Here is a 23,528-nt window from a genome sequence, read left to right as displayed (position 1 = left end):
TCTTCCCAAAAAGTTAGTTAGTTTCCCTAATGGTGCCCATACAAAAACGCGAGATAGTCGATGTCTCACGTTTAATAATAAAACTAAATTTGAATTCGGTTTCTAATCATAAAAGTAAATTCTATTGTGCAGTCAATATAATCGGACCATCCGCAGTAATGGCTATCGTATGCTCGTACTGTGCGGAAAGCGAACCGTCAGCGGTTCTGGCAGTCCATCCGTCGGCATCAATCGTCATAAACGGTGCTCCGGCATTTAGCATCGGCTCGATCGTAAATACCATCCCTTCCTTCAAGCGGAAGCCTTTGCCCGGATTCCCCACGTGCGGATAATTCGGTTCCTCGTGCATCTCCCTTCCCACGCCATGACCGAGCAGATCGCGCACCACCGAAAATCCGTTGCGCTCGGCATGGGTTTGAACCGCATGCATGACATCGCCGATCCGGTTTCCGACTACAGCCTTTTCGATACCAAGATATAAGCATTCCTTCGTTACCTGCATCAATTTACGGGCTTCGTCCGACACCTCACCGACCGCATAACTCCAGGCTGAATCGCCGATCCAGCCATCCGCCTCCGCGACGATGTCGATTGTGACGATGTCGCCTTCCTTGAGCGGCTTCCGGTTCGGAAAACCATGGGCGATGACGTCGTTGACAGACGCGCATGTCGCAAACGGATAGCCGTTGTAGCCCATCGTATAAGCCCTGGCGCCATTCTCCTTCAAAAACCGCACCGCGAACGACTCGATATCGAGCGTTGTGACACCCGGACGGATCATATCTGCAATGGCTTGGTGAAAAGCAGCGACAATGGAGCCCGCTTTTCTCATCTCTTCAATTTCAGAGCTCGATTTCAGGATGATCATTCCATTTATCTCCCCTTTGACTGTAAAGCTGAAAAAATCATCTCGACAAACCCTTCCACATCCAACTCGCTCTGCATGTTGTGGTGGATGTTCAATGCTGCACAGCCTATAAGAGAGCCAAATATCAGATTTGCTGTTTTCTCCGGGGATTTGGAGTCGATTCCTTCACGAATCATTTCCACAAAAGGCGAATAGATCCGCTCCTGAAAATCGGCAAACAGCTTGATGAACCGGTTTCCGGGGAAGTGATGAAAATTATCCGCAACCGATTTAAGCAAAATAAATACGGAAGGATCCTGGATGCACTTCCGCAGGAGCAGCCTGGAGAACGACTCAGCTTCATGCGAACGGCCGCCCTCCCCCGTCAAAGCGGGCTGAACTGCCGACTCCGTTCGATTCAGGGCATCCCACAGTAAATCTTCCAAAAGCATTTGCTTATTTTTGTAGTAATGATACACGGTTCCGTAGCCGAGCTCTGCCTTGACCGCAACATCGCGGATTTCCAATTGAATCCCCTTCTCCAAATAAACCTCAGCAGCCGCTTGCATAATTTGGTTCATCCGTATCTCCCGGATCGCATCATTCTGTTCTTTGGTACGTGGTGACATGGCTCCTCCTTTTTTTGACCTGCTGATATGTCTATGTAAAACCAATATACATCATGTGGAAATATAGATCAAGTCATTCGACGCTGCCTTCTGATGGACTGCCCATGACATGCAATATTTGATGATTCTTAATACAATACATAAAAGCCGCAACTGATGCGGCGATTCTTATCGTTCAATAAATTTGGATGCAAACATCGTTATCCGTTGCTCCCTTCTCCATAAATAAGTTACACTGACACATGATAAACCTTTGCCAACCTCTACCTACTCTATTTTTATTGGAGGCTTTTATGAAACTCGCTACCTTTTTTCCTTATCGGAACGACGCAAGAAAGATATTGATTCCTTATTTAAATCAATTAACTGAAGCACAGTCGTATGCAAGGCATCCGGACCACCCGAATTCCATCGCTTGGATCGTTGAGCACATCGCTCGCAGCGAAGACGAATGGATTAACGTGATTGCTCTTAAAGAAGAGCGGCGGCTCAAAGGCGTTCTGGATCACCCACAGCAGATTCTCCAGGCATATATCGACATACGTAACCATACTGACCTCAAACTTAGCGCCATGGAATACGATGAAGACGAGCCAGCCATACAGCTCCCTCATTTTTCAGACGGTTGGGAACCGCCTTCACCGCCGACGCTCCGATGGATCTTCCATCATATTTTCGATCATGAGTCGTACCATATCGGTCAAATCGGCGTCATTGCACGGTTGAACGGATTCGACGGACCGCTTTTCTGACTAGGTGTGTGCTGTTGACAGAACTTATGCATTGTGCTTCAATATGAACGAATTTAAAAATATTCATTCCGAACGGAGTAATGAGTCATGAGCAAGAAAGAAGACATCTTTAAATGCGGGAAGGAGATATTCAGTTCAAAAGGATTCAAGAAGACCAGCATCGCGGAAATAGCGAAATTAGCCGGCATTGGCGTTGGAACGTTCTACAATTATTATTCATCTAAAGAGCAGTTGTTTTTAGAGATCTATATCCAAGAAAATGAGAACCTCAAGAAACGACTTTTCGAATCGCTTGATTTAGAGCAAGAACCGCTGGAGCTGATAAACCAACTGGTAACGAAGAATATCGAGGCCGTTAACACCAACCCAATTTTGAAGGAATGGTACAACCGGGATTTCTATAAGGAACTGGAGCAGTACTACAGGCAAGAAGGCAGCAAAAATCTGGACTCCTTCCGAAGTCTTTACACAGAGCTATTTAAAGCCTGGAAGTCTGCAGGGAAAATCAGAGCGGATATTGATGAAGAGCTACTCCCCGTTTTCTTTGATTCGTTGGTTTACATCGATACGCATAAAGATGAAATCGGTATCCAATACTTCCCTCAAATTATTCAATACCTAGCGGAATTTATTCTGAAGGGCCTAACGGATCATCCTAGATGATTCATGATAGGCCTTTCCTTTAACCATTGGGTGAATGAATATAAATATATTCATTCTAGCTTCCGTGCATAAATGAAAGTACCGATTCATAAACGGTAGCAAAACCGAATGCAATCTATTTTGGCAAGCGGTCAATCTTATGAAGTTAATCTAGCGTGAACTTTGCTGCCCTTCGATTTTGACATCAAGAATATACTCGAATTTTGAATCAATGTGCAGTTAAAAATAATGGGGTTCGGGTGGTATGAAAATGAATATTAGGAAAGTGGCCATCATTGTAGGAAGTTTATTGATCCTCAGCCTGTTTATTTCCACGCTGGGCGATGGAAGCTCGAAAGCAGAGGGCAATGGAGATTCTGACTTCTCCGAAGTGGATGCGTATATTGCTCGTGAGATGGAAAGGCAAAACCTGCCGGGTCTGGCTCTCGGGATTGTACAGGGGGATCGCATTCTTTACCTGAAAGGATATGGTCAAGCTGATTCTTCGGGCCGTCCTGTAACACCCGAAACGCCTTTTGGAATAGGCTCGATCGGAAAGTCAATTACAGCTATGGCCGTTCTGCAGCTTGCGGAAGAAGGAAAACTTGACATAGATGCACCTATACAGCGCTACATCCCTGCCAAATTCAAAGGTGCACAGTTTATTACTGTACGTCAGTTACTAAACCAAACAAGCGGGTTCTCCCAAATCTCGACTTTTAGCAATACGCTGTCAAGCATCAATGACCAAGATCAAGATGCTCTGGAGAAAAACGCCTTATCTTATGCGGAAAAGTTTTTACAGAATACCACGCAAACCGAACATTCCTATAGGTATTCAAACGCTAATTACGTACTGCTTGGCTATATTGTGCAACAAGTGTCCGGCCAATCGTATGGCGACTATGTAAAGGAACATATTTTTAGTCCACTTTCTATGCAGAACAGCTTCGTTACGCACGATGAAGCAGCCGAGCACGGGTTAGCTACGCCATACCGGCGCATATTTGGGCACAATATTGCTTACGACGGCCCTTATATTTTTATTCCAGGGGATGCTCCGGCGGGGTATCTTTATTCCAGTGCAAAAGACATGAGCCATTACTTGATCGCACAAATAAACGGCGGCAGCTTTGAAGATGATTCTGTGCTCTCTCCGGAAGGTGTGCGACTGATGCAGACCGAACCTGTGCCGGGAACGTATGCCATGGGTTGGATGTCGGGCCGCATGAACGGGATGCCGGTTATTGGTCAGCCGGGTGGTTCAATAGGCTTCCAAGCCCAAACCTATATTGTTCCTGAGCAAGAGCTGGGCGTTATCGTTTTCTCCAACGTACTGGGCGCGATCGATTCCACTTTTCTCAAAACGCATGTCATTACGACTACCGATATTGCTTCCGGTGTCATTAGCATACTGAATGGGCATCCGTTTGAAGGAACATTTCTTAGCATTTCGGTGAAATATTTGCTTATAAATGGACTCATATTCGTGCTAAGCGCTTGGGGAATATACTCGACCGCTCGTACTGCGAAGCGCTGTTTTGGCTTCAAGAAGCCTGATCCTGATACTGCAATATCGATTAAAGTTGTATCGAAAATTGCTCTGGAATTCGCAGGCCCTCTAATCATCCTGATATTGAGCACGACGAAAATCATGCCAGTATGGCATATTGCCACCATCTATCAGCCGGACGTCATTTTATGGGTAAAGATCATGTCTGTGCTTATGGCAATGAAGGGAAGCATGGAATTGACTCAGTTGATTCAGTCGATTCGGCTTGACAAAAAAAACGAGCAGCGGTTCCGCCACCAAGGATGACGAACCGGACGCGAACCCTTTGGAGAGAGGTTTCGTTCATCACAACTTTTTCACCCGCCAGACATTACGGTCGGCGGTTGGTGTCGATGGCAATCTTATTCCCGGGCATTTTTTCGTTGGTATGAGTGCCCTTCTACCAGAAGCATATAACAACAGCCGTTTCTCGGGTTTCCACCGGGTAACGGCTGCTCATCATCTCTTGAATTTACATTTCGTTGTTGCAAGAGATATATTCCTCGTGTATATCCAATACATCAACGTGATTTATCGAATAGCCTTCTTCAACGTGATTTATCGAATAGCCCTCTTCGAATCAGGTTTGCCGTAACCGGCTTCTTTCCGATTTCCCGTGACCATATAGACAACTGACCGATATGGTGAATTTCGTGCGCGATCACGTGCCGCATCACCTCACCGAATGTAAAGTATTCCTGCTCCCCGTCCTGGTTTGTGTCAACCATAATACGGTCTTCCAGGCTATCATTCCAAGCATAGATGAAAGGTGCAATTTCTGCATGGGTCCGATCCGAATAATCCCGTAATCCTTGCACGCTGGCACACTCCTCGAACGAAGGGATGTCAAGCTCCTTCCCTTGCAAATCCCCGCACAACCAAGCATATTCGACGGTCACGATGTGATACAGTGTGTAGAGAATGCTGCCTATGCCTCCGGTCCGTCTTGCCAGTAGCTCTTCCTCGCTCACCGTATCGCACCAGTAAAACCAATCTTTGCGAACCTGCCAGTTATATTCGAATAGTTTCAACATGTCGCCGCCTCCTGAAATAAAGACTTTATTACTCCTAACCATAGTTCGCGATCTAATCGAAATATCCTCTGTCTATGAAGACTTGCTTAGATGCATCCACGCTTTAGGAAACTTACTTCAACTATAGGCTTGAAACATTGACAGCATAATGTCAGTGTTTCAAATGTTCTATGCATTACGTTAACATCAACTATTCGTAATTAGAGTCGATTGCGAATAATCCTGGATCCTTTTCGAATTGCAATCCAAGATTTTGATACGCATAATATCGAGCTGATTCTTTCGCGCATAACGGGATGCAAAAAAAGGTCAACCCTCAAGGGCTGACCTTTTTTTTTGACTTTTGATCTTGAATTTATTTACGGATAGGCTGACCAGAAAAAGCTTGAACATCTAACGGAGCTGCCAGATATTTCGGTGCTTGGGCAACGAACGCCTGAAAGTGGCTGCTTGCATTGTGAGCCCCCACTGCTTCTTGATCTTTCCACTGTTCAACCATCACGTAGGTGTCATCCTCTTCTGTATCCTTCAAGAGCTTATAGGACACATTCCCTGCTTCCGCGCGGGATGACTTTATAAGATCTTGTACGGACTCCAGAAATTCTGCTTCCAGTTCACGGTTTACTTTCATTTTTGCATGAATAATAATCATGTCCATAACCTTACTTCCACTCCGCAACGCGGTCAATTGGAAGACGAGTTGTTCGACGTGCCTCTTTAGCGGCTTTACCTACAGAAATCAGCATAACCGGTACATAACGTTCCTTCTCCATACCAAATGCTTCCGCAATTCTGGATTTGTCATAGCCGCCAATCGGGTTTGTATCATATCCATGGGCACGAGCAGAAAGCATCAGCTGCATGGATACCAAGCCGCAATCAATAAGAATCATTTCGCGGAAAGCTTGTGCTGGTATACGTGCAAAAAGATCCGTATAGTTTGCCATCATTTGATCTTTGATCTCTTGCGGCATATACCCTTTTTCCACAGCGGTCCCCATAATTTCGTCGGCATTGTCAAATGCGTTCATATCCCCGAAAACGGCAATGACGGCAGAGGAAGTTGTAACTTGCGTTTTGTTGCCTGGCGCAAGCTCTTCAAGCGTAGCTTTACCTTCCGGGCTATCGACAACCAGAAATCTCCAAGGCTGAAGATTGACGGATGACGGCGCCAAAGTCGCTTCTTCCAAAATTTCAGTCATTTCCTCGCGGCTGATTTTGACCGCTGGATCGTACACACGCACGGAGCGACGGGAAGTAATAATTTCTTTATAATCATTGTTTAGGGTAGTTACAGTCATGATATTCTCTCCTTTTATCTCTATTATGAGTTAGTCTTGCTTATTTCTTTCATTTGTTGAATCTTGCAGTTCAGCTTCTGTAGAGCTTGAATCATGCCAAGTCGTTCCGATTCCGTAAGATCTGCCTGCAGCTCCTCCATAAATCGGTCTTTCTCCGCTTTAAACATCGCTACCTTTCTCTTACCTTCTTCGGTTAGCTGAACCAGCGTAATCCGATTATCGCTCTCACATCTTGTTCGCAGAAGTATTCCTTCCGCTTCCAGCTGCTGAACATGACGGGTCACCGCAGCCGGATCAATAGACACTGCCTTCTGCAGATCCGATTGGCTAATCTGGCCGCCCGTCAGTTTGCACAGGAGTTCGAGCCGATTGGGACTTACTCCTGCACATCGTTCAAACCGGGTTGCAATATGCTTGTTTAAATGCATTAACAAGTACAGCAGGTCCTCTGTATGACATGTAGAGATGATAAATACCTCCTTCAATTCATTGACTCCTCAATGATTGATGGGTCAACCATAAATCTTTATTTATAAAAAATCAAGTCCTTGGGAGAAAAAAATATCGACAACGGTTCTATTCAGGGGCCAGCTTACGGAACTATTCTGCTCCTGATCGTATCAAATTACGTTCCAAAGCAAACCAGCGACTACAGTTTTATAAGTTTGCGCCCGCCGTAAGATTTGTTCATCATGTTTGTTGCGTAGCTTATCCAGAAGCGCCCGAATCGTCTGCGGCGGGCGAGTGACCTGAATGTGCCTCACGCCGCTCCAGGCGCAGGCTCACTGCGAACAAGACGAGTGACATCGCCGTCATAGCGCCAGCGAAATAGCCGATTTCCCCGGCGGTGGCGAAACGCACGACGGCTCCACCAGCCGACGCACCCAAAGCGCTTCCCACGTAAAGGACGGAAGACTGCAGTGACAGGACGATGCCTGACGAAGGTCCTGACAGCCCGATCAGCCGATGCTGCTGCGCAGGATTGAACATGTAGCCGCTGAACCCGTACAGTGCCATTGCACTCACCGCCAGTACGAGAATGCCGGGACGGCCGGCAAAGCCGTTCAACGCAGACAGAAGGAATAGCGAGGCCGTGAGCATGATCAGCGCCAGCGGGACCGTCCGATTCGGGCCGATCCGGTCCGCGGCGATGCCCCCCGTCCGCACCCCGATGAAGCTGGCGATACCGGTCAGGCACAGCACGACGCTGATCATCCGGCCACCAGCACCGTAGCCGGCGAAAAGTTCGGAAACGTACGTAAAGAGCGAAAAAATTCCGGTAGCCCAAGCGAGCGTTGTCAGCAAGGCGGATAGCAGCTCCGGCTGCTTCAAATACGACAGTCTCTCACACATGCCGACCGCCCCAGCCGGTGCCACCCGAGGGAACTGCAGCTGGATAGCTAGTGCAGCGAGCAGCGTTACCCCGCCGACGATCCAGAACGTCATGCGCCAGTCGAACGTCAGGGCGACCCACGTCCCGAATGGGACGCCCAGGATCAGGGAGACGGTCTGCCCAGCTACGACGATCGACACCGCACGCCCTCGCTTTTCAGGAGCGGCCAGCGTAGAGGCGGCGGCGACTGCACCCGGCGAGAAAAGGCCCGCTCCCAGCGCAGCGACGATCCGACCTGTTAGCATCCAGCCGTACGAGGAAGCGAACCCGCACACCACGTTTCCGACAGCGAGCAGCAGCAGCGAGCCGAACAACAGTGTCCGGCGCTCCATCCTCCCTGTTAGTGTCGTCAGCAGCGGCGACGACACGGCATAAACGAGCGAGAACGCCGTCACCAGCTGTCCGGCAAGCGCCGTCGACACGTGCAGCGCCGCCGCCAGTGTCGGCAGCAGACCGCCGATCATGAACCCTTCCGTGCCGATCGCGAAGGATCCGAGCGCTAACCAAAAAATTCGTTTGTCCATGAAATCCTTCTCCTTAATCTAAAATCGACTCTTCAATGGAACTGAATAAGTTACAATGTGCAATATAAACACGCTTGGTTTGCGGCGACAGCCTGAACCATTCATGCCATCAACACAACTGAACCAGTTACATTGAATGCCTAGATGCGCCGCTTCCGTTCTAAACTGAACTTGAAATCTTCCTCCTCCTTCTCATTGCAACTGAAATAGTTACATTGATTAGCGTAGAAAAAGACGCGGATCGGTCTTAATCAAACGGCAAGCCGGATTCCTTGCCGGGGTTCTCGGACCGGCCGGAATCCAAGCCAGCAGTTGTGTCTGATCGGTCCATCATTTCTGACAGCCCACCAGCGAGCGACTCTTCTCAGATGTTTGCCGTTGTAGCGGCATCACAGTTTCCCGTGCTCAAGCGCTGAAGCGACCAGATCGCCGATTGACTCCTGTGCCAGCCGGAGCTTCAACGCTTCCTCACTGTCCTCATAAACCCGCTGCAGGGCAGGCTGAATGCCGTGGCCGATAATACAGCTGGGGTTCGGCTGGCTGTGGTGCATCTCGAACAGAGGTGTCTGCACAACAGCCTCATACACGTCCAGCAGGCTGATATCTTCCGGACGGCGAGCTAGCTTCCAGCCTGCCCCTGTCCCGCCATGCTGCACGAGTACCAGGCCCGCCTTCGCGAGCTGTCCGAGAATCCGCCTCAGAAAAACCGGGCTCGTTCCCACGCTGTTCGCGATCCGGTCGGAAGGGAAAAATTCGTCCTTCTCCGCCCAGTAGGCCAGCCAAGTCAAAATATGAAGCGCAATTGTATAACGGCTAACGATGGCCATGTTCGGCATCCCCTTTCAATAAAACCATTATAGTTTCATTGAATCCCACCAGTCAACGATTTCCTATCCGCATAGGAAATGCACGCGTCATATTGATGAGTATCGAGTATCGATAAATTTTCATAATCATTAGTTACGATTAGCCGAGATTCTCCATCCAGTATCTTTTCAAGTTCTTTGGCTACAGGCCCAAGCGGATGCCAGGCACCTGCATTATCATCGCCAATCCGCAAAATGTTCTTTTTATCCATTTCAACCAACTCCTCCATAATGTTGTACTACGGTAGGAAGACGGCGGAAATAGCAAATGGACGCAAAATTTCTAAAATAAAAATTCATTTGAAGTGTGGGGTGAAATTGTGTTGGATATTACCGTAATTTCGCGCAAGAAGTTATTGGGGGTTACACGGAAGAAGATGATGTCTCTCTAACAGCTATAAATTTCCTGCCAATCAAAGCATTGGACTAAGGAGCATAGCAGCTTTCTCCGTCCTCCGACGGAGACGAAAACCATTCTACCGCCCGTCACTCCATGGAAACACATTACGATATCTTTAGAGTAACGTCTGCTGATTTACCGTTAAGCACGCTATTAGAATCATCTCATCAAACGATTAAGCAACCAACGAATTCAAACTCTCATGAGGTTCAGACACGCAGCAGCAAAACCATACGAACAGAAAGGGGCAAGAATCTTGAAGCTGATTTATCAATTGGAGCATGTGAATAAAACGTACAAAAAAGGAAAGGTTGTCGCCAATCAAGACATAAGCTTCGACGTTCAACAAGGAGAGATTCTCGGCTTGCTCGGTCCGAATGGCGCAGGCAAATCCACGCTAATCAAGCAGATGGTAGGTCACCTGGCTCCCACCTCAGGTACGGTTCGTTACAAAGGAACCAGCGTACAGACCCAAACCAAACGAGTTGCCCAGGAGGTGGCATACTATTCGCAAGAGCCTCACGCCCTGACCAGTTTAAAAACCTGGGAAGCTTTGTATTTTACGGGAAGATTGCGGGGGCTGACGAAGGAGTCCGCCGTAGAGCAAACAGAGGAATTGTTGGAACGCTTTGGTATGCAGGATCTCCGACATAAGCTGCTGAAAAACGTTTCCGGCGGACAGAAGCGGTTAATCGGGATTGGAACTTGCTTGATCGGGTTTTCCCCCGTCATGATTCTGGATGAGCCGACCAATGAACTGGACCCGAAAAAGAGAAGGCTCGTATGGGATCTGATACAAGAACGTAATTGCCAAGGTGTCACCGTCATCTTGGTAACACACAACGTGCTCGAGGCCGAGCAGGTCGTGGACAGAGTAGCTGTTGTAAATCATGGCAAGCTGCTCGCCATCGATCATGTCAGTGTGTTGAAACAAAGGGTCGATCAGCGGATGAAGCTGGAAATCACGACCTCCTTAGGCGAAAGCGATTATGTTTGCCAAAGCTTAAGTGCACTGGGTCACTGGACCAAAATGGGAGAAAACCGAATCCGGACACTGATTGAGAAGCAAGACGCCAGCCGCGCGATTGACGCCCTGACTGAGAAGCAATTACCGATTGAAGAATACTCGTTGGTTCCGCCGAATCTTGAAGACGTCTATTTTCATATCGATGACGAACAGGATAAGCCTGCCGAAGCGGAGGTGGTCTAAACATGGAAAAAATTCAACCATCCATGCAAAGCCGAGACTTTCAACTGCAAGAAGCGGTCTTTCTCCAAGGGCAAGAGCATCAGGGCTCCGTTCGCCGCCGCATCATGGAATGGCTGATCCTGGCACGCATTCAGTTCACGATCATCCGCGAGGCGTGGGTTTGGATCTTCCTTATGGCATGCATGTTTCCATTAACGACGCTGCTGTTTCTCAAATTCTTTACGCTCGACCCAACCCCGGCTGTCATGACCCGCATCATTACGGGGAATATGCTATTCGGCTTAATCGTCATGGGACTCAATTCCATGGCTCAGGAGATATCTTGGCAGAAGCATCAAGGCCACTTCACGTATTATTCGTCACTGCCGATTGCCAAGGTAAACTTCATCTTCGCCAATCTGCTGCGCGGCTTGATCATGAGCGTACCGTCTTTTATCATCCTGGCGATGATTGGCCAACTTGCTTACGGCATACAATTCCACTACAGCTGGGGACTACTCCCTGTTTTGCTGCTCACTGTCTTTAGCGTGGTTGGCGCCGGTGTTCTGATCGGCTTCTGGTCGCCTAGCCATCAATTGACGAATATGCTGGTTCAGGCGTTGATGATGTTCATTTCATTTCTGACGCCAGTCATGGTGGATATGGATCAATTGCCTTCGATCCTGCAGTGGCTTTCTTATATCTTCCCAACCACTTACGCCGCTGAGGCCATGCGGGAGGTGCTGATTTCGGGCTGGTCCGGGTCTGTCGCCTGGAATACGCTTGTACTCTTGCTGTTCTCGCTGATTTCCATCGCATTGATCTTGAAAAAGGTAGATTGGCGTGTTGAGAAGTAGGAAGAGGTAAAGCCCATTGCTATGATATGTCAACGAAATCGCCCTTTCCCTCCTTGTCTGCTTAAGGCATCGTTCCATACTTCCGAAAGCATTTGCAAGCAGCTAAGACGCTGCAAGAGGCAGCTGATCGTTTGATCAGCTGCCTCTATACATGGTTTATCATTGCATCTGAACTCCCTCATGACTCTTCTTAAAAAAAGCTTAGTTTATCAACAAAGTCAAAAACGATGGCCGCAACAAAAATCGCAGTAACGATAATGGTGATCCACGAGAAAATCAGTGTGCCCCGTCGCAAAGCAGAGAGTGAAACGCCTCTTGTTTGCACATAATAGGCTGCTGATAAGCTTGACAATATCCCCATGATGAAAAACCATGGTTGGTATACAAACAGATCCCACAGCGCATCGACACGCATATCCACGTCTCCGCTAAATGCCGGCGGCATTTTCAAACTTATGAGGCCTGTCAAAAAGAGGACTCTTGTAATGATTCCTGCAGCTCCATGGGCGATTAAAAAGACAGAGCAAATCAGCGTTGGGAATAACAATAATCCTCGGTAAACACTCACTCCACCGATCCATGGAATCCATGAAGGGACAACCCTCCCCCATGGTTTTACGAGTCCCAACAGAATAAACCCGCACAGCATAATAATTACACCAACTACGTAACTTGCTTTATAAATGCCTCCAGTGGGATCAATAATTGGAGCTGAAAGGCCAATGGTTCCTCCTGCGGCCTGATAGAATCGGACGAAAACCGCATACAGGAGAGCCCAGAAGCAGCCAACATAAGCCGCCCATTCTGACGTTTTTGTAAAGCGTGCATACTTTTTCCAACCAATAGCGAAAGATGAATCAACATTACGTTCCATTACTCAGCACCCCCTCATTGGTAACAATTGAAAGTCGATTCGCGTAAGCGAAAAGCCCGTCATTGATAATTCCTACTACACCTCGTAGTACCTACACATCTTTTATAGATACCTGAATATTGAAAGCTTTCTGTACTTCCCTGTAAAGTTTCACTAGATCTTGCTCCTTAACAGGGGGCAGGAGCTGTTGACTTCCTACATGGAGACTGTAAAATATTAGCGCCATAGTACGAGCACGTTCACGATCTCTGTAGAGAAGGAACATCATCTCCTCAAGGTAATCGATTCGCCTTTGATCAATTCGTTGCTGGTAAGAATGCACAAAGGGTTCCATTAACGCCCAAGCACGCACAGCCACCTCCAGGTTTTGATTTCGGCGTATCGATTTCTCCATGACATATTCGAACTTATCAAGGGGTGAAAGTTGTTGTTCCGCGAACTCAATGGTATTCAGTGTTCGTTCTGTTTCATATAGAGAAAGCAGACTTTCTTTATAGTCCTGCCAACTCTTGAAATGATGGTAGAATGCCCCCTTTGTTACCTTTAAACGTCCTATGAGCGTTTCAATGGTCAGGGAGGCAGCCCCTTCTTCGGATAAAATCAGAAATCCTTCCTCTAACCACTGTCGTTTTTTTTCTGTGACCATTCAAAATTACCCTCCATCCAAAAATTCCCTCAACAAAACCATACCATACGGTATGGTATGTTTCAATGTTTTGTTCCAGCATGATTGGTGCTGCAAACAGCAAAGCGCTGTAAAAGCTACAAAGGAGGCTAGTTCTTGAGTTTTACCGTGGCATCGGCTTGAGCAGGATAGGATTTTTTAAAATCTGACATGATTTCAAGGCTTAGGGTATATTTCGTTAAATTGCTGGCGAACCCCTAAAAGCAAAAAAAGTCGCTAAATCAGCGACTTTCAATGGGACTAAATCTCGTCTGCTTGTTGTCTTCAAAGCCCGGAGTCAGGCATCCAAGAGGTGTTTATCATTTCATAAATAGCCTCTTACTGCATGTCCTTCCAGCTTTTAAAATCGTGAATGGCGAAGCCTGCATAGCTTGCATAGTGCGCCAATTGATTATGGGCGGACTGTAACTCTCTTTCCATCACTTCACTGCTCATAGAATGGAATGAAACCCGCGGCCCTTCTGTGCTTTCGAGCGTCTCTACAGCTACCACAACCTTCTTCTTTAGCGTTGAGGCTTCTCTCAGTATGGCCTGCGCATTGTCCACAATTCCATTGCTGCCTAATGCATGATTTCGATAATTCATGATGACCAGGGAATCGAACTTCTCCAGCAACCATGCGCTCATACTGTAATCCGTCCCCGGTACATTTATCGTATTCAGCCAAAACGGAACGTCGACTGCGATGTTCAAGCCGCTCCCTTTGGTTTCTTTCTCGATCAGTCTCATATTGTCCATCCAGCTTTCAAGGATGATCTTATTGTCATTTGACCATTCACTTAGCGCATACGGTTCAATATCAAGATGCAATCCCGAAAACCTTGCTTCCGGGCCAACCGATGAGTTATAGGCTTTCACCCACGTTATAAATTTTTGAATATCCTCCTGCTTAGATGTATAGGCCCATTCGGGACGACCCTCAAGTGCCTCCACTTGAATTCCTGCGCTCTTCGCTTTTCGAATAAAGCTCTCATATACTGCCGGTTCAATATCTCTGTCGATCTGAAGATAAATAGACGTTAACCCTTTTGTTCTTGCGAAGATAATAATTTTGTCTTGATCCTGTCTCAGGATGGAACTGTCCCATATCCACGTGCCTTTCGGAACTCGGGCCACTGAAGTCATGATGCTTACCCGATTGCTTGAGGGCTGCCAATCCACAATTGCATGCAAGGCCTCGCTAATGAAGCGAAGCGGGACCATCGTGCGACCGTTTTTAAGGACCGCAGCCCCTTTAAAATCCACTCTTTTTCCATTCACCTGTGCATGATGATCGCCAATCACCAACATTATGTTGTCACGTTTAAGTGAGATCGTGATTTGTTTTAATTCTCCGTTCCATTTCGCAGTAGCTCCGAGCTTGTCGGAGACAAAAGCAAGGGGAACCATCGTAAGGTTCGTTTTTGGATCGACGTATGGGTGCTCATCTGGGAATTGTACTTCACGGCCATCCACGGATACTCGGACTTCAGATGCGTAGATAACGGTGTGAAACGCAGCTAAACTTAGCATGATCGCTACAGTGCACACAAGCAATTTTCTCATGGGTGACTTCCTCATCTATTTAAATTTAGTTCTTACTACAAACGCAAGGTCCATAACGAAATGATAAGGTATGTAATAATTGGCACTTCTTATGTATTTTACCGAACCAAAGGCGATGATCCCATAGGTCGCTGCTCCCAACTCTTGAGTCGTTTGACGCCTCTCAGGCAAGGTTTGCCCTGCAGCGAAGAGCAGCCTTAGCTTCATAGGCGGACTTACGAGTTTAAATACTCGGCAATGGCAGTTATCAGTCGTGACAGAAACTACTTATAGGTATAGGCCATCCCGCTCAGGATGGCCACAATGTATTGTTTACAACACGAATGAAGTAGGGATACGGCTCCAATTGAAACTCCCCTTCGTTAGGATCGAGAATCGTCATTCGAATTGGGTGAACCTCCGGAATCTTCATCGAAGGATACCACCCGATGGCCAAATCCCCCAAGATGAACATACCATGCTCGTCACCGAGCATTTGAAACATCTTTCCGTCCCCGATATAACGCGTGACGTCGAACCGAGAATCAAGGCGCTGGATGGCATCCGATATGCTTCCGTGAAGGGGAAATCCGATCTCGCTGACATTCAGAATGGATTCGTGACCGAACGGTTCAGTCGAGGCATTGTCCATCCGATGCCGAGCGATGAACTCCAGCAGATTCCCCGAAGGATCCTCGAAATAGAAGGCATGTGCATCCGTTCCTTCAAAATATGCAATGTCTTCGTTTGCCTGGATTCCTGCGAACGGAAGGGGCGCAGCGGAAAGCACCTCACAGCCTTTGGCTTGAAGCCAGCTTTTCGCTTCGCGGATTTGGTTCTCGGGGATATTCATTGCCAGATGGTAGGACGGCAGCACCCCTTCCTCCTCCTCTTGAATGAAAGTCAACCGCGTTTCCCCGACAACGATCGTGATTGAATGCTTCGTTATATCTGCTAAAGCGAATCCAAGTCTTTCTGTGTAGAATTCCTTCATTTCGGCTAACCGGGCGGTTCTCAGTTCCAATTCGATGATTTTCATCTTACTACCTCCTCTAGATAATTGAGTTAGACAGGATTTGCAGCCACACGCTGTCATTAAACAAGACTGGAAGGAGGCGGAAAATGTGACAAAATAAAAATGCAATTAAGTAAAAGAGACCCACATTGAGCTAGGGCAAGAAAGTATTTTACTCCAAAGAAAAAAGCCGCATATTATGCGACCTGCGAAGCGATTACATCTCGATTAAAAATTTCCCCATCGTGGTTTCCTACGAACGTTTTGCGATTTGTTGCCCAAATTGGGTTTGGGATTCAGGTGACAGCATCTCTCGAGGCTCTGTCAGCATCTCTCGAGGCTCTGTCAGCTTCTCTGCTGGCCGCCCGCGAGGGGCAGCATGAGATGATCGTCTCATGCTGTTAAGGAGAGATGATGAGACGTCCAATCTGGTTGCACTCTTCAGCGAACCAAATGTCACCCTTTGTGCCAATCGCTATACCGTGGGGCTCGGCGTGATTAGTCGGGATTGGATACTCTGTAATCTTTCCTTGAACCGTAATTCGACCGATTTGGTTTCCACCCCATTCCGTGAACCAAAGATCCCCATTTTCCCCGGATATGATAGCATGGGGCTTGGCATTCGATGTCGGAATCATATATTCCGTAACCTCGCCAGATGTTGTCATTCTTCCGATTTTATTGCTCATGATTTGCACAAACCATAATGCCCCGTCAGGACCGCTCGTAATGCCTACAGGTCCGGAATTTGGTGTTGGAATCGGAAATTCGGTTACATCACCTTCAGTAGTTATTCTACCGATTGAATTCCCTTGATTCTGCGTAAACCATAATGCCCCGTCTGAGCCGGGAACAATAAATGAAGGGAATGTGTCTGAGTTAGGCAACTCAAACTCGGTCATCTCCCCCGACGCAGTTAACCTTCCGATTCTGCCGCTATTCATTTCTGTAAACCAGATGGCACCCTCACGATCTTCGGTTATGCCGAAAGGGGCTGAATTCACGACAGGAAGTTCATATTCTGTAAAATAGCCATCGAGCGACATTCTACCAATCTTATTGGCTTGATACTCGGTAAACCACAAGTCCCCGGTCCGATCCGATATAATCGACATCACTCCGGCACTCTCTGTCGGCAGGGGGAACGAAGTGATCTCGCCTGCGTCATTAATTCGTCCAATCCGATTGCCCCGTTGTTCCGTAAACCACATGGCTCCATCTTTTCCCCTCGTTATTCCGTATGGCCCGGAATCCTGCGTTTTGACTATATATTCATGTATCATGACCTTCACACAAATTACCTCCCCAAAAAGCGATTTATTCTTATTCCATAATCCGTCGAATCCCTTTTGCGATTTGTTCTCTCTCATGTTCGCGCAGCGAATAGAGCACAGGTGCCCTTGGAATATCGAACTTCAGATGAGAATGAGGGATTTCGGTTAACAGAGTTCCAATGGGCTGTTGACCATCCTTACGGCGTATAACGTTCCAGAATATTCTAGATCGTTTATCTTCGGTCCCCCATTTTTCAAGCGAATTACGAAATATCAGACATTTCCCGATTACGAAATCATGTTCCTTGAGGGGCTCCGCTGCAATGAACCCCGCGTCTTCAAGGCTGTCAAATAGTGCGGGCATCAGCTGGTCCAAATACCGTCCATAGGCAGCATCCTCGATTTCGCGAAAAGCGGTCGTTAACTCATCCAACATCGCATCGTATAATGTTTTCCATTCGGATTCGATGTACTGATTACCTGCCACGCAAATTTCCTCAATGGTCATATCAGAACGCAGTACTGGTTTTACGGTCATATAAACTCCTCCTTGAATTGAATTAACTTCATCATACAACATGTAAGCCAACTGGAAGGTTCAAGGAAATTACATGAAGGAAATGAACAAAATATCCAGAATAACATTGCAAAGGTTTTAATGTTTGCGCATTTTTGCCAAAGGTGGGGATCACATGGGCTTTCGCCCCAAAAAGCTTGCAGAAAAATACGGGCTAAGCAGCAACACGCTGCGAAACTATGAAGCAAAGGGGCTGATGCCTCCTGCAGATCGATCTTCCAACGGATATCGTATGTATACAGAACGGCATGAAGCTTTTCTGGCATGTATTCAAGCCATGACAGCCGCATTTGGGATGGAAGTAACCAGCCAGGTCATGCATTGTCTTAGGCGAAATGAGCTGGATGACGCGTTGTGGATCGTCAGGGATCGAGAGGTCATGCTTCATCGGGAAAAAGCAAATTTAGATCAACTAATAAGGGAGCTGAAATCGTATTCTGAAGGTAGTCGAGCTCACGACATTAATCATCATTTCAGCATCCACGAGGTTTCCAGACGGACGGGGGCTTCGAAATCGGCAATCCGTTACTGGGAGCAATGCGGCCTGTTCACTACGGAGCGAGACCCTGATAACGATTACCGGTTTTATCACGAAGCGCATCTCTTTAAAATTCGATTGATTCAGGTGCTGCAGAGCGCTGTTTATTCCGAGGAAACCGTGAACTTGAAGCAATCCGTTGCACGTTTAGATCTAGAGAACATCGAGGATTCGATGAAGGTTTCTGATCGTATCCAAGTTCACTTGAACAAAACGATCAAACTTCAGATGCGCGCTCTCTATTTTCTATATCGCTTGATTGAAACAATAGACAACTCGGAAACAACCGCGGCTGATCATTAATCGGTTCTCCAGTACTGCCGTCTTTATGATTTTATGAATTAACATCATTAAATTTCTACACTTGTACCAATACCGTAAATAGTATAGAAGCCGCAGCTATCATTTCTGATAACTGCGGCTTCCTGGTTAATCAACGATCTTTGACGACCATCGATTTGCTTAACTTGGGTTTGATCTGGGCTTGTTTTTTTCTATTGCCCCATCGTCTAACAGGTATTTCTCTACGCCAAAGGATTTTCGCTTCTTAAGCTTGAAGCAAGATCTCGATTCGCGTTCCGCGAAGTAGCTCGCTGTCCACATGGATTTCGCCACCATGAGCCTTCACGATATCGTTTGCGATGGCCATCCCGAGACCGGATCCCTTATGCAGCTCTCCTGTATGGGTTCCGCGGTAATACCTCTCAAATATCCGTTCCAGCTCCTCTTTCGGGATCCCTTTGCCTTGATCCTCGACAACGATTCGAGCTCTATCGCCTTTCTTTTCGACGCTGACAAGTATGGAAACATCCTCATCGTTATGAACCACCGCGTTGTAGATCAAATTGGTGACCGCACGGCGTATGAGAATGTCATCAGCCTCCAAGAGGATGACTTCCTCGCTGTACTGGAAATCGATATTCCGGTTACCGTAACGGGCATCGTTCAACGTATCGATGACAGCGCTTCGGACGAGGCTGACGATGTTTACTTTTTTCAGATTCAGCTTCAGCCCCTTGTTTCTCAGACGGGTGGAAAGGTTAAGGTCCTCGATCACGTCTTTCAAATAATGCGACTTCTGTTCAATGATTTCCGCGTAATCCCGCATTTCCTCGATTGTAAAATCATAATCCATGTCCCGCATCATTTCGGCATATCCCTGAATCGAAGCAAGGGGCGTTTTGATATCATGCGAAATGTTCGCGATCCATTCCTCTTTCATCCGGTCCAGCCTTTTCCGTTCCAACTCGCTTGCCCGCAGCTCCTCGGTCAGCATGTTGACGTTGTAAAACACATCCTTATAGATGCCCTTCGTTTCGTGTTGTAACTGGTAGTTTTTATGGGCCAACTGCTTAATCCCGTCGATGAGCGCGGAAAGCGGCCGGGTTAACCTCTTGCTGAACAGATAAGCGATGCAGAGTGCAATGAAACCGTCGACGCAAATCACGGTCACGATTCCGATTTGAAGAAAACGTCCGACCTGCCGAATATCATAGGTGAAGATATTCCGCTCCAGATAAGGATCCTGAAAGCCGATCAAATAGCTGAAGCGCTCCCCGTTCCCCTGCTTCTCCCCGATAAATACGGTCGACATCAGTTCTTTTTCCATGTATTTGTAAGTCTGAACGATATCCATCGGCGTATATTTGGTTTTGGCCTCCCGCGGCACACGAAAGCCATAGACCTGATTACCGTTTTCGTCCAGGACTTGAATCCATGCCTGATTGCGCTCAAGCGTCTCCTTCCCCTGCGCGGTTATGCTCATCCCCGATTCGGAAAGAACAATCTCTTGTCCGAAGGAGCGGGTGATGGCCTCGGCTGAATGGTCTCCCTGGCGAAGCGGATCCTTTGGTGATTCATTCTGATATATAAAAAGGCCGACGATCACCAAAAGGTTTATGAAAAGGACGATGACGACAATCAATACGGAGGATGCCAAATATCTCCCCGTCAGCCGCCATTTCATCGCACCGGTTCCTCCACGGCCAGCTTATATCCGAGGCCCTTTACGGTCACCAAAAATTGCGGGCTTGAGGGATCGTCCTCGATCTTCTCCCTCAGCCGCCGAATATGGACCATGACCGTGTTGTCATAACCGAAGGAATCCTCCCCCCACACCTGATCGTACAGGCTTTCCTTGCTTATAATCCGGTTCGGGTGCTTCAGCAAATAGCTAATCAGACCAAGCTCCTTCGGTTTGAGTTCAATAATTTCGCCGTTTTTCTTCAGTTCCAATGTATGTTCGTCAAGCTCGAACGGGCCGGCCTTCAGCGTGTGTTCTTTCGTTTCCTCATCCCGCGCAGATTCCGTTCTTCTGAATCGGGCTTTTATCCGGTAAGCCACTTCCTTCGGACTGAACGGTTTGGTGATGTAATCGTCGCCGCCGATGGCAAATCCAAGTATTTTATCGATTTCCTCGTTCTTGGCTGACAAGAAGAATATCGGCACGTTCGAAACGCTGCGGATTTTTTTGCATACATCATACCCTTCGCCATCGGGGAGCATGATATCTAATATGACGAGGTCGGGCTGCTTGTCTTGAAACCGAATCCAGCCTTCTTCGGCGGAAGAGGCGGCAGACACATGCTCGAAGCCTTCCTTTTTAAGCACGGTTTGCAGAAGCTTGACGATATCCTCCTCATCATCGACGATAAGTATTTTTTGATTTTGCGGCAATCGGTTCAATCTCCTTTCTGTAAGCAAGGAAAAAGACCGGCAGCTAAAAGCTGCCAAGTCTTCATCAATCATCTTCCCCGCTCTTCCAATACTATAACCATATATTGAAATGGGCAATATTGGCCAGAGACTCTATTATTATTCGCCGAAAAATTTCGCTATCGGGTTGGCGATCTTTTTATCTGTTGCGACTTGCCCTGTCTTGTTCAAAACGTAATACTGGTAAAAGTTGCCGCTGAAACCGAGCGATTGCAGCATCTGCTCCGCAAACGGCTCGACCGCGTTATCGCTCAAAGCGTCACCGTTCCAGAAAAAATGCAGCAGCAAGCGGTTTTGATTGTATGGATGCTTAATGACGTATGCGCCAGAAGCTGCTTTTTGGTTCATCCTGCTTTTCCAGTCGAAGCCGATGGCCTTCGATTTCTGGATGATTCCGGGCTTAAGCGCCTGGATGAGTCCGTTCGTTTTCGCGCTGCCGATGGCAATGATGTTGCTGGTTCCGAGCTCCTTTTTCAGCTTTTTCTTGAGTGTTTGTCGGTCGGAAACGACCTCGTAAGGAATTCCCATGATCCCAAGCGTCCGTTCAAGCTGTGCCAAGATCGTCTGCTGCTGCTTTTTCGCTTTGCTGCCAGCCTGATCACTCACCACGATCGTTAACGGTTCGCCTTGCAGCGCCTTATCCACGATGCGGCTCATTGTTTCCGCCGGAAGATTCGAAATTTGGGACAGGGAAGAACGGTACGACGTTTTAAACTGCTCACGCCAATACGAAGCTTCTTCCGCCTCAGACAATCGGTATTCGGGCTTTAGAGCAAACTGCGGATCATGCAGCGCTTTGTCCATTTCCTTTCGCGCTTCCTCTCCTAGCGTATCCTGAATCGTCTGCAAAAGCCCTTTGATCGTCGCGTTTTTGTAATGATACCGCTTGAAATATTCCTGCATGAACGCATCGAATTTGTCCTCGCCCACCATGCGGTACAGCTGGTAGATGGCCTGGCGTCCTTTTTTATAAAAGACCGGGTTGGCCTCGCCCTCCGCTTCGGTATTATTTGAGGCGATTGGCTTGTCTATAAAAGACACATCATCGATTTGGATCGATTGGAACCCGTTCAGCTTATCGCCTTGTTTTTCTGCAAAATATACCATCGAAAAATCGGCAAACCCTTCGTCCAGAAACGACTCACTTTCCGAATCGTTGCCGATTAAAGCATGGAACCATTGATGGGCAATCTCGTGCACAAATGTGGTATCTTGCGCCGGATCGCTATTCGGCCGGATTTGCCCCATTTGGATGACCCGGGCAAACTCCACCGCCACACCTTCAACGTACGACTCCGCGATCCGGAATTCAGGGTAAGGATATTCCCCGTATTTTTCACTAAAAAATTGAATTGCTTTAAAAGCGGTGTCGATGTATTCATCGACGAGTTTTTTCTTGTCCGGCATATTGTCGAAGTAATAATATTCAATGGTCAGGCCGTCACGCGTTACGCGCTCAACCTTATAATTCGGACTGGCAAAAAAGACATGCTCCCGGGTGTTATCGGCAACGGCGGTAACGACTTTCCGGCCGGGCTCTTTCGGGTCCGCCTGAGTGGTGATCGTCCCCGGCATCAGCACTTGATAGGCTTCCGGCACGTTAATATGAACTTCGAAATCAGATGAATCGTAATAATCGGTTTCGAAGGTTTTGCTGTACGGCTTTTTGTCCCATGCATGCTGGTTCTCGTTATAGACCGACATGACCGGGAACCAATGTGCGCCGTTGATGATGTCTTTGTAGTAGGACAGGCGCTGCATGCCGAACGGAATTTTCACCTCAAAACCGATTTCAACCGTCACCGCTTCCCCCGGCTTTAGCTCCTGCTGTAGTTTAACGGACAAGGCCTGATTGCTGTTCGAAAAGGGCACGGGTTTTCCTTCAGCTGCCACGCTTCGGATATCGATGCCGCCAAGAAAATCTTCCGGCTTCTTCTGCGGATTTTCCTTCCGGATCTCCTCGTTGTTTTGCTCAAACATCGAGGTTTGGGTCGCCTTGGATCGGTTGGCGTCGGCAAACGTGTGGAAGACGATTTCCGATAGCGTATCTTTGGACATGTTCCGGTAGGTAACGGTTTCGCTCCCTTTGATGCGCATGTTTTTCTCGTCAAGCCGGGCGTCGATCCTGTATTGGACCTGAGCATGCTGTGCCTGATCTGCCAGAACGGACCGGGCGGATGAAACAGCCGGCGCGGCCCAGGCTTGGGATACTTGAATCAAGGGACTAACTGCAAGCGCGACAATCAACGAGCCAGTCAGCGCTTTTTGAGATACAGATTTGAAGTTTGTTTGAATCATAAGTTTCTCTCCTCATAGGTATGTTTAGTAAACATCATTCGA

General features: G+C 47.6%; 24 protein-coding genes. 6 read left to right on the top strand and 18 right to left on the bottom strand.

The features are described 5' to 3' along the window. Positions 1-121: 121 nt before the first annotated feature. A complete protein-coding gene (gene map, locus NSQ46_RS15310; protein WP_007128062.1) occupies positions 122-868 on the bottom strand; it encodes a type I methionyl aminopeptidase in 747 nt (248 codons plus the stop codon). Between the two features lie 5 nt (positions 869-873). Continuing rightward, complete coding sequence (locus NSQ46_RS15305; protein ID WP_210094856.1) at positions 874-1,476, bottom strand: TetR/AcrR family transcriptional regulator; 603 nt, start codon at positions 1,474-1,476, stop codon at positions 874-876. A 293-nt stretch (positions 1,477-1,769) separates the two neighbouring features. Between NSQ46_RS15305 and NSQ46_RS15300 the strand changes: the two genes are divergently transcribed. From NSQ46_RS15300 to NSQ46_RS15290, 3 genes are all read left to right on the top strand, one after another. Further along, a complete protein-coding gene (locus NSQ46_RS15300; RefSeq protein ID WP_342576944.1) occupies positions 1,770-2,228 on the top strand; it encodes a DinB family protein in 459 nt (152 codons plus the stop codon). A gap of 87 nt (positions 2,229-2,315) precedes the next feature. Next, positions 2,316-2,891 (top strand): TetR/AcrR family transcriptional regulator, encoded by a 576-nt coding sequence (locus tag NSQ46_RS15295; protein WP_251534842.1) that lies wholly within the window; start codon positions 2,316-2,318, stop codon positions 2,889-2,891. Positions 2,892-3,141: 250 nt separating this feature from the next. After that, positions 3,142-4,689, top strand: a complete 1,548-nt coding sequence (locus tag NSQ46_RS15290; protein ID WP_251534840.1) for a serine hydrolase domain-containing protein — start codon at positions 3,142-3,144, stop codon at positions 4,687-4,689. A 281-nt stretch (positions 4,690-4,970) separates the two neighbouring features. On the opposite strand, the gene NSQ46_RS15285 is transcribed toward NSQ46_RS15290, so the two are convergent. The 7 genes from NSQ46_RS15285 to NSQ46_RS15255 form a co-directional block, all read right to left on the bottom strand. Next, a complete protein-coding gene (locus tag NSQ46_RS15285; protein ID WP_251534838.1) occupies positions 4,971-5,456 on the bottom strand; it encodes a DinB family protein in 486 nt (161 codons plus the stop codon). Positions 5,457-5,811: 355 nt separating this feature from the next. After that, positions 5,812-6,108 carry a putative quinol monooxygenase gene (locus NSQ46_RS15280; protein WP_007128069.1) on the bottom strand — a complete coding sequence of 99 codons (297 nt, stop codon included), beginning with the start codon at positions 6,106-6,108 and terminating at the stop codon, positions 5,812-5,814. A 10-nt stretch (positions 6,109-6,118) separates the two neighbouring features. Further along, positions 6,119-6,757, bottom strand: a complete 639-nt coding sequence (locus tag NSQ46_RS15275; RefSeq protein WP_251534836.1) for a nitroreductase family protein — start codon at positions 6,755-6,757, stop codon at positions 6,119-6,121. A gap of 23 nt (positions 6,758-6,780) precedes the next feature. Further along, the gene (locus NSQ46_RS15270; RefSeq protein WP_007128071.1) at positions 6,781-7,242 is read right to left on the bottom strand and encodes a MarR family transcriptional regulator; all 462 of its coding nucleotides are present in this window, start codon (positions 7,240-7,242) and stop codon (positions 6,781-6,783) included. A 223-nt stretch (positions 7,243-7,465) separates the two neighbouring features. Further along, complete coding sequence (locus tag NSQ46_RS15265; protein ID WP_341033340.1) at positions 7,466-8,674, bottom strand: MFS transporter; 1,209 nt, start codon at positions 8,672-8,674, stop codon at positions 7,466-7,468. Positions 8,675-9,063: 389 nt separating this feature from the next. After that, positions 9,064-9,501 (bottom strand): Rrf2 family transcriptional regulator, encoded by a 438-nt coding sequence (locus NSQ46_RS15260; protein ID WP_007128073.1) that lies wholly within the window; start codon positions 9,499-9,501, stop codon positions 9,064-9,066. A 35-nt stretch (positions 9,502-9,536) separates the two neighbouring features. Continuing rightward, a complete protein-coding gene (locus NSQ46_RS15255) occupies positions 9,537-9,752 on the bottom strand; it encodes a hypothetical protein (RefSeq protein WP_341033339.1) in 216 nt (71 codons plus the stop codon). Positions 9,753-10,193: 441 nt separating this feature from the next. Between NSQ46_RS15255 and NSQ46_RS15250 the strand changes: the two genes are divergently transcribed. Beyond that, positions 10,194-11,150, top strand: coding sequence for an ABC transporter ATP-binding protein (locus tag NSQ46_RS15250; RefSeq protein ID WP_341035028.1), 957 nt, complete (start codon positions 10,194-10,196; stop codon positions 11,148-11,150). 2 nt (positions 11,151-11,152) lie between these two features. Beyond that, a complete protein-coding gene (locus NSQ46_RS15245) occupies positions 11,153-11,986 on the top strand; it encodes an ABC transporter permease (RefSeq protein ID WP_341341973.1) in 834 nt (277 codons plus the stop codon). A 190-nt stretch (positions 11,987-12,176) separates the two neighbouring features. Here NSQ46_RS15245 and NSQ46_RS15240 read toward each other — a convergent pair whose 3' ends face one another. The 6 genes from NSQ46_RS15240 to NSQ46_RS15215 form a co-directional block, all read right to left on the bottom strand. Then, positions 12,177-12,860, bottom strand: a complete 684-nt coding sequence (locus tag NSQ46_RS15240; protein ID WP_144869872.1) for a DUF3995 domain-containing protein — start codon at positions 12,858-12,860, stop codon at positions 12,177-12,179. A 91-nt stretch (positions 12,861-12,951) separates the two neighbouring features. Continuing rightward, the gene (locus NSQ46_RS15235; protein WP_251534830.1) at positions 12,952-13,506 is read right to left on the bottom strand and encodes a TetR/AcrR family transcriptional regulator; all 555 of its coding nucleotides are present in this window, start codon (positions 13,504-13,506) and stop codon (positions 12,952-12,954) included. A gap of 357 nt (positions 13,507-13,863) precedes the next feature. Further along, positions 13,864-15,090, bottom strand: a complete 1,227-nt coding sequence (locus NSQ46_RS15230; protein ID WP_341341972.1) for a copper amine oxidase N-terminal domain-containing protein — start codon at positions 15,088-15,090, stop codon at positions 13,864-13,866. Between the two features lie 289 nt (positions 15,091-15,379). After that, positions 15,380-16,108 (bottom strand): VOC family protein, encoded by a 729-nt coding sequence (locus NSQ46_RS15225; protein ID WP_213615641.1) that lies wholly within the window; start codon positions 16,106-16,108, stop codon positions 15,380-15,382. 377 nt (positions 16,109-16,485) lie between these two features. Continuing rightward, the gene (locus tag NSQ46_RS15220; RefSeq protein ID WP_007128081.1) at positions 16,486-17,376 is read right to left on the bottom strand and encodes a hypothetical protein; all 891 of its coding nucleotides are present in this window, start codon (positions 17,374-17,376) and stop codon (positions 16,486-16,488) included. A 31-nt stretch (positions 17,377-17,407) separates the two neighbouring features. Next, positions 17,408-17,896 carry a DUF6022 family protein gene (locus NSQ46_RS15215; protein ID WP_007128082.1) on the bottom strand — a complete coding sequence of 163 codons (489 nt, stop codon included), beginning with the start codon at positions 17,894-17,896 and terminating at the stop codon, positions 17,408-17,410. 124 nt (positions 17,897-18,020) lie between these two features. Here NSQ46_RS15215 and NSQ46_RS15210 point away from each other — a divergent pair, with 124 nt between their 5' ends. Further along, entirely contained in the window at positions 18,021-18,776 is a 756-nt protein-coding gene (locus NSQ46_RS15210; protein ID WP_244152642.1) for a MerR family transcriptional regulator, read from the top strand. Between the two features lie 244 nt (positions 18,777-19,020). Here the strand turns inward: NSQ46_RS15210 and NSQ46_RS15205 are convergent, their stop codons facing one another. The 3 genes from NSQ46_RS15205 to NSQ46_RS15195 all read right to left on the bottom strand — a co-directional run bounded on the left by NSQ46_RS15205 (position 19,021) and on the right by NSQ46_RS15195 (position 23,486). Beyond that, positions 19,021-20,439 carry a HAMP domain-containing sensor histidine kinase gene (locus NSQ46_RS15205; protein ID WP_007128084.1) on the bottom strand — a complete coding sequence of 473 codons (1,419 nt, stop codon included), beginning with the start codon at positions 20,437-20,439 and terminating at the stop codon, positions 19,021-19,023. Then, positions 20,436-21,149, bottom strand: coding sequence for a response regulator transcription factor (locus NSQ46_RS15200; RefSeq protein WP_007128085.1), 714 nt, complete (start codon positions 21,147-21,149; stop codon positions 20,436-20,438). Before NSQ46_RS15200 ends, NSQ46_RS15205 begins: the two co-directional genes overlap by 4 nt. 138 nt (positions 21,150-21,287) lie before the next feature. After that, positions 21,288-23,486: a M1 family metallopeptidase gene (locus NSQ46_RS15195; protein WP_007128086.1), complete on the bottom strand. Its 2,199-nt coding sequence runs from the start codon at positions 23,484-23,486 to the stop codon at positions 21,288-21,290. Positions 23,487-23,528 lie beyond the last annotated feature (42 nt).

Origin of the sequence: Paenibacillus sp. FSL M8-0142, assembly GCF_038597315.1 — a bacterium.
GTDB classification, from domain to species: Bacteria; Bacillota; Bacilli; order Paenibacillales; family Paenibacillaceae; genus Paenibacillus_AQ; species Paenibacillus_AQ lactis.
The sequence above is the reverse complement of the archived record's forward strand: the minus strand, read 5'-3'. Positions and strand labels throughout refer to the sequence as shown.

Coding starts and splice junctions, on each gene's coding strand:
- NSQ46_RS15240 (WP_144869872.1), bottom strand. CDS start 12,860: ATGGAACGTAATGTTGATTCATCTTTCGCTATTGGTTGGAAAAAGTAT.
- NSQ46_RS15265 (WP_341033340.1), bottom strand. CDS start 8,674: ATGGACAAACGAATTTTTTGGTTAGCGCTCGGATCCTTCGCGATCGGC.
- NSQ46_RS15235 (WP_251534830.1), bottom strand. CDS start 13,506: ATGGTCACAGAAAAAAAACGACAGTGGTTAGAGGAAGGATTTCTGATT.
- NSQ46_RS15275 (WP_251534836.1), bottom strand. CDS start 6,757: ATGACTGTAACTACCCTAAACAATGATTATAAAGAAATTATTACTTCC.
- NSQ46_RS15225 (WP_213615641.1), bottom strand. CDS start 16,108: ATGAAAATCATCGAATTGGAACTGAGAACCGCCCGGTTAGCCGAAATG.
- NSQ46_RS15255 (WP_341033339.1), bottom strand. CDS start 9,752: ATGGATAAAAAGAACATTTTGCGGATTGGCGATGATAATGCAGGTGCC.
- NSQ46_RS15205 (WP_007128084.1), bottom strand. CDS start 20,439: ATGAAATGGCGGCTGACGGGGAGATATTTGGCATCCTCCGTATTGATT.
- NSQ46_RS15230 (WP_341341972.1), bottom strand. CDS start 15,090: ATGAGAAAATTGCTTGTGTGCACTGTAGCGATCATGCTAAGTTTAGCT.
- NSQ46_RS15280 (WP_007128069.1), bottom strand. CDS start 6,108: ATGATTATTATTCATGCAAAAATGAAAGTAAACCGTGAACTGGAAGCA.
- NSQ46_RS15300 (WP_342576944.1), top strand. CDS start 1,770: ATGAAACTCGCTACCTTTTTTCCTTATCGGAACGACGCAAGAAAGATA.
- NSQ46_RS15245 (WP_341341973.1), top strand. CDS start 11,153: ATGGAAAAAATTCAACCATCCATGCAAAGCCGAGACTTTCAACTGCAA.
- NSQ46_RS15290 (WP_251534840.1), top strand. CDS start 3,142: ATGAATATTAGGAAAGTGGCCATCATTGTAGGAAGTTTATTGATCCTC.
- NSQ46_RS15260 (WP_007128073.1), bottom strand. CDS start 9,501: ATGGCCATCGTTAGCCGTTATACAATTGCGCTTCATATTTTGACTTGG.
- NSQ46_RS15215 (WP_007128082.1), bottom strand. CDS start 17,896: ATGACCGTAAAACCAGTACTGCGTTCTGATATGACCATTGAGGAAATT.
- NSQ46_RS15285 (WP_251534838.1), bottom strand. CDS start 5,456: ATGTTGAAACTATTCGAATATAACTGGCAGGTTCGCAAAGATTGGTTT.
- NSQ46_RS15295 (WP_251534842.1), top strand. CDS start 2,316: ATGAGCAAGAAAGAAGACATCTTTAAATGCGGGAAGGAGATATTCAGT.
- NSQ46_RS15195 (WP_007128086.1), bottom strand. CDS start 23,486: ATGATTCAAACAAACTTCAAATCTGTATCTCAAAAAGCGCTGACTGGC.
- map (WP_007128062.1), bottom strand. CDS start 868: ATGATCATCCTGAAATCGAGCTCTGAAATTGAAGAGATGAGAAAAGCG.
- NSQ46_RS15305 (WP_210094856.1), bottom strand. CDS start 1,476: ATGTCACCACGTACCAAAGAACAGAATGATGCGATCCGGGAGATACGG.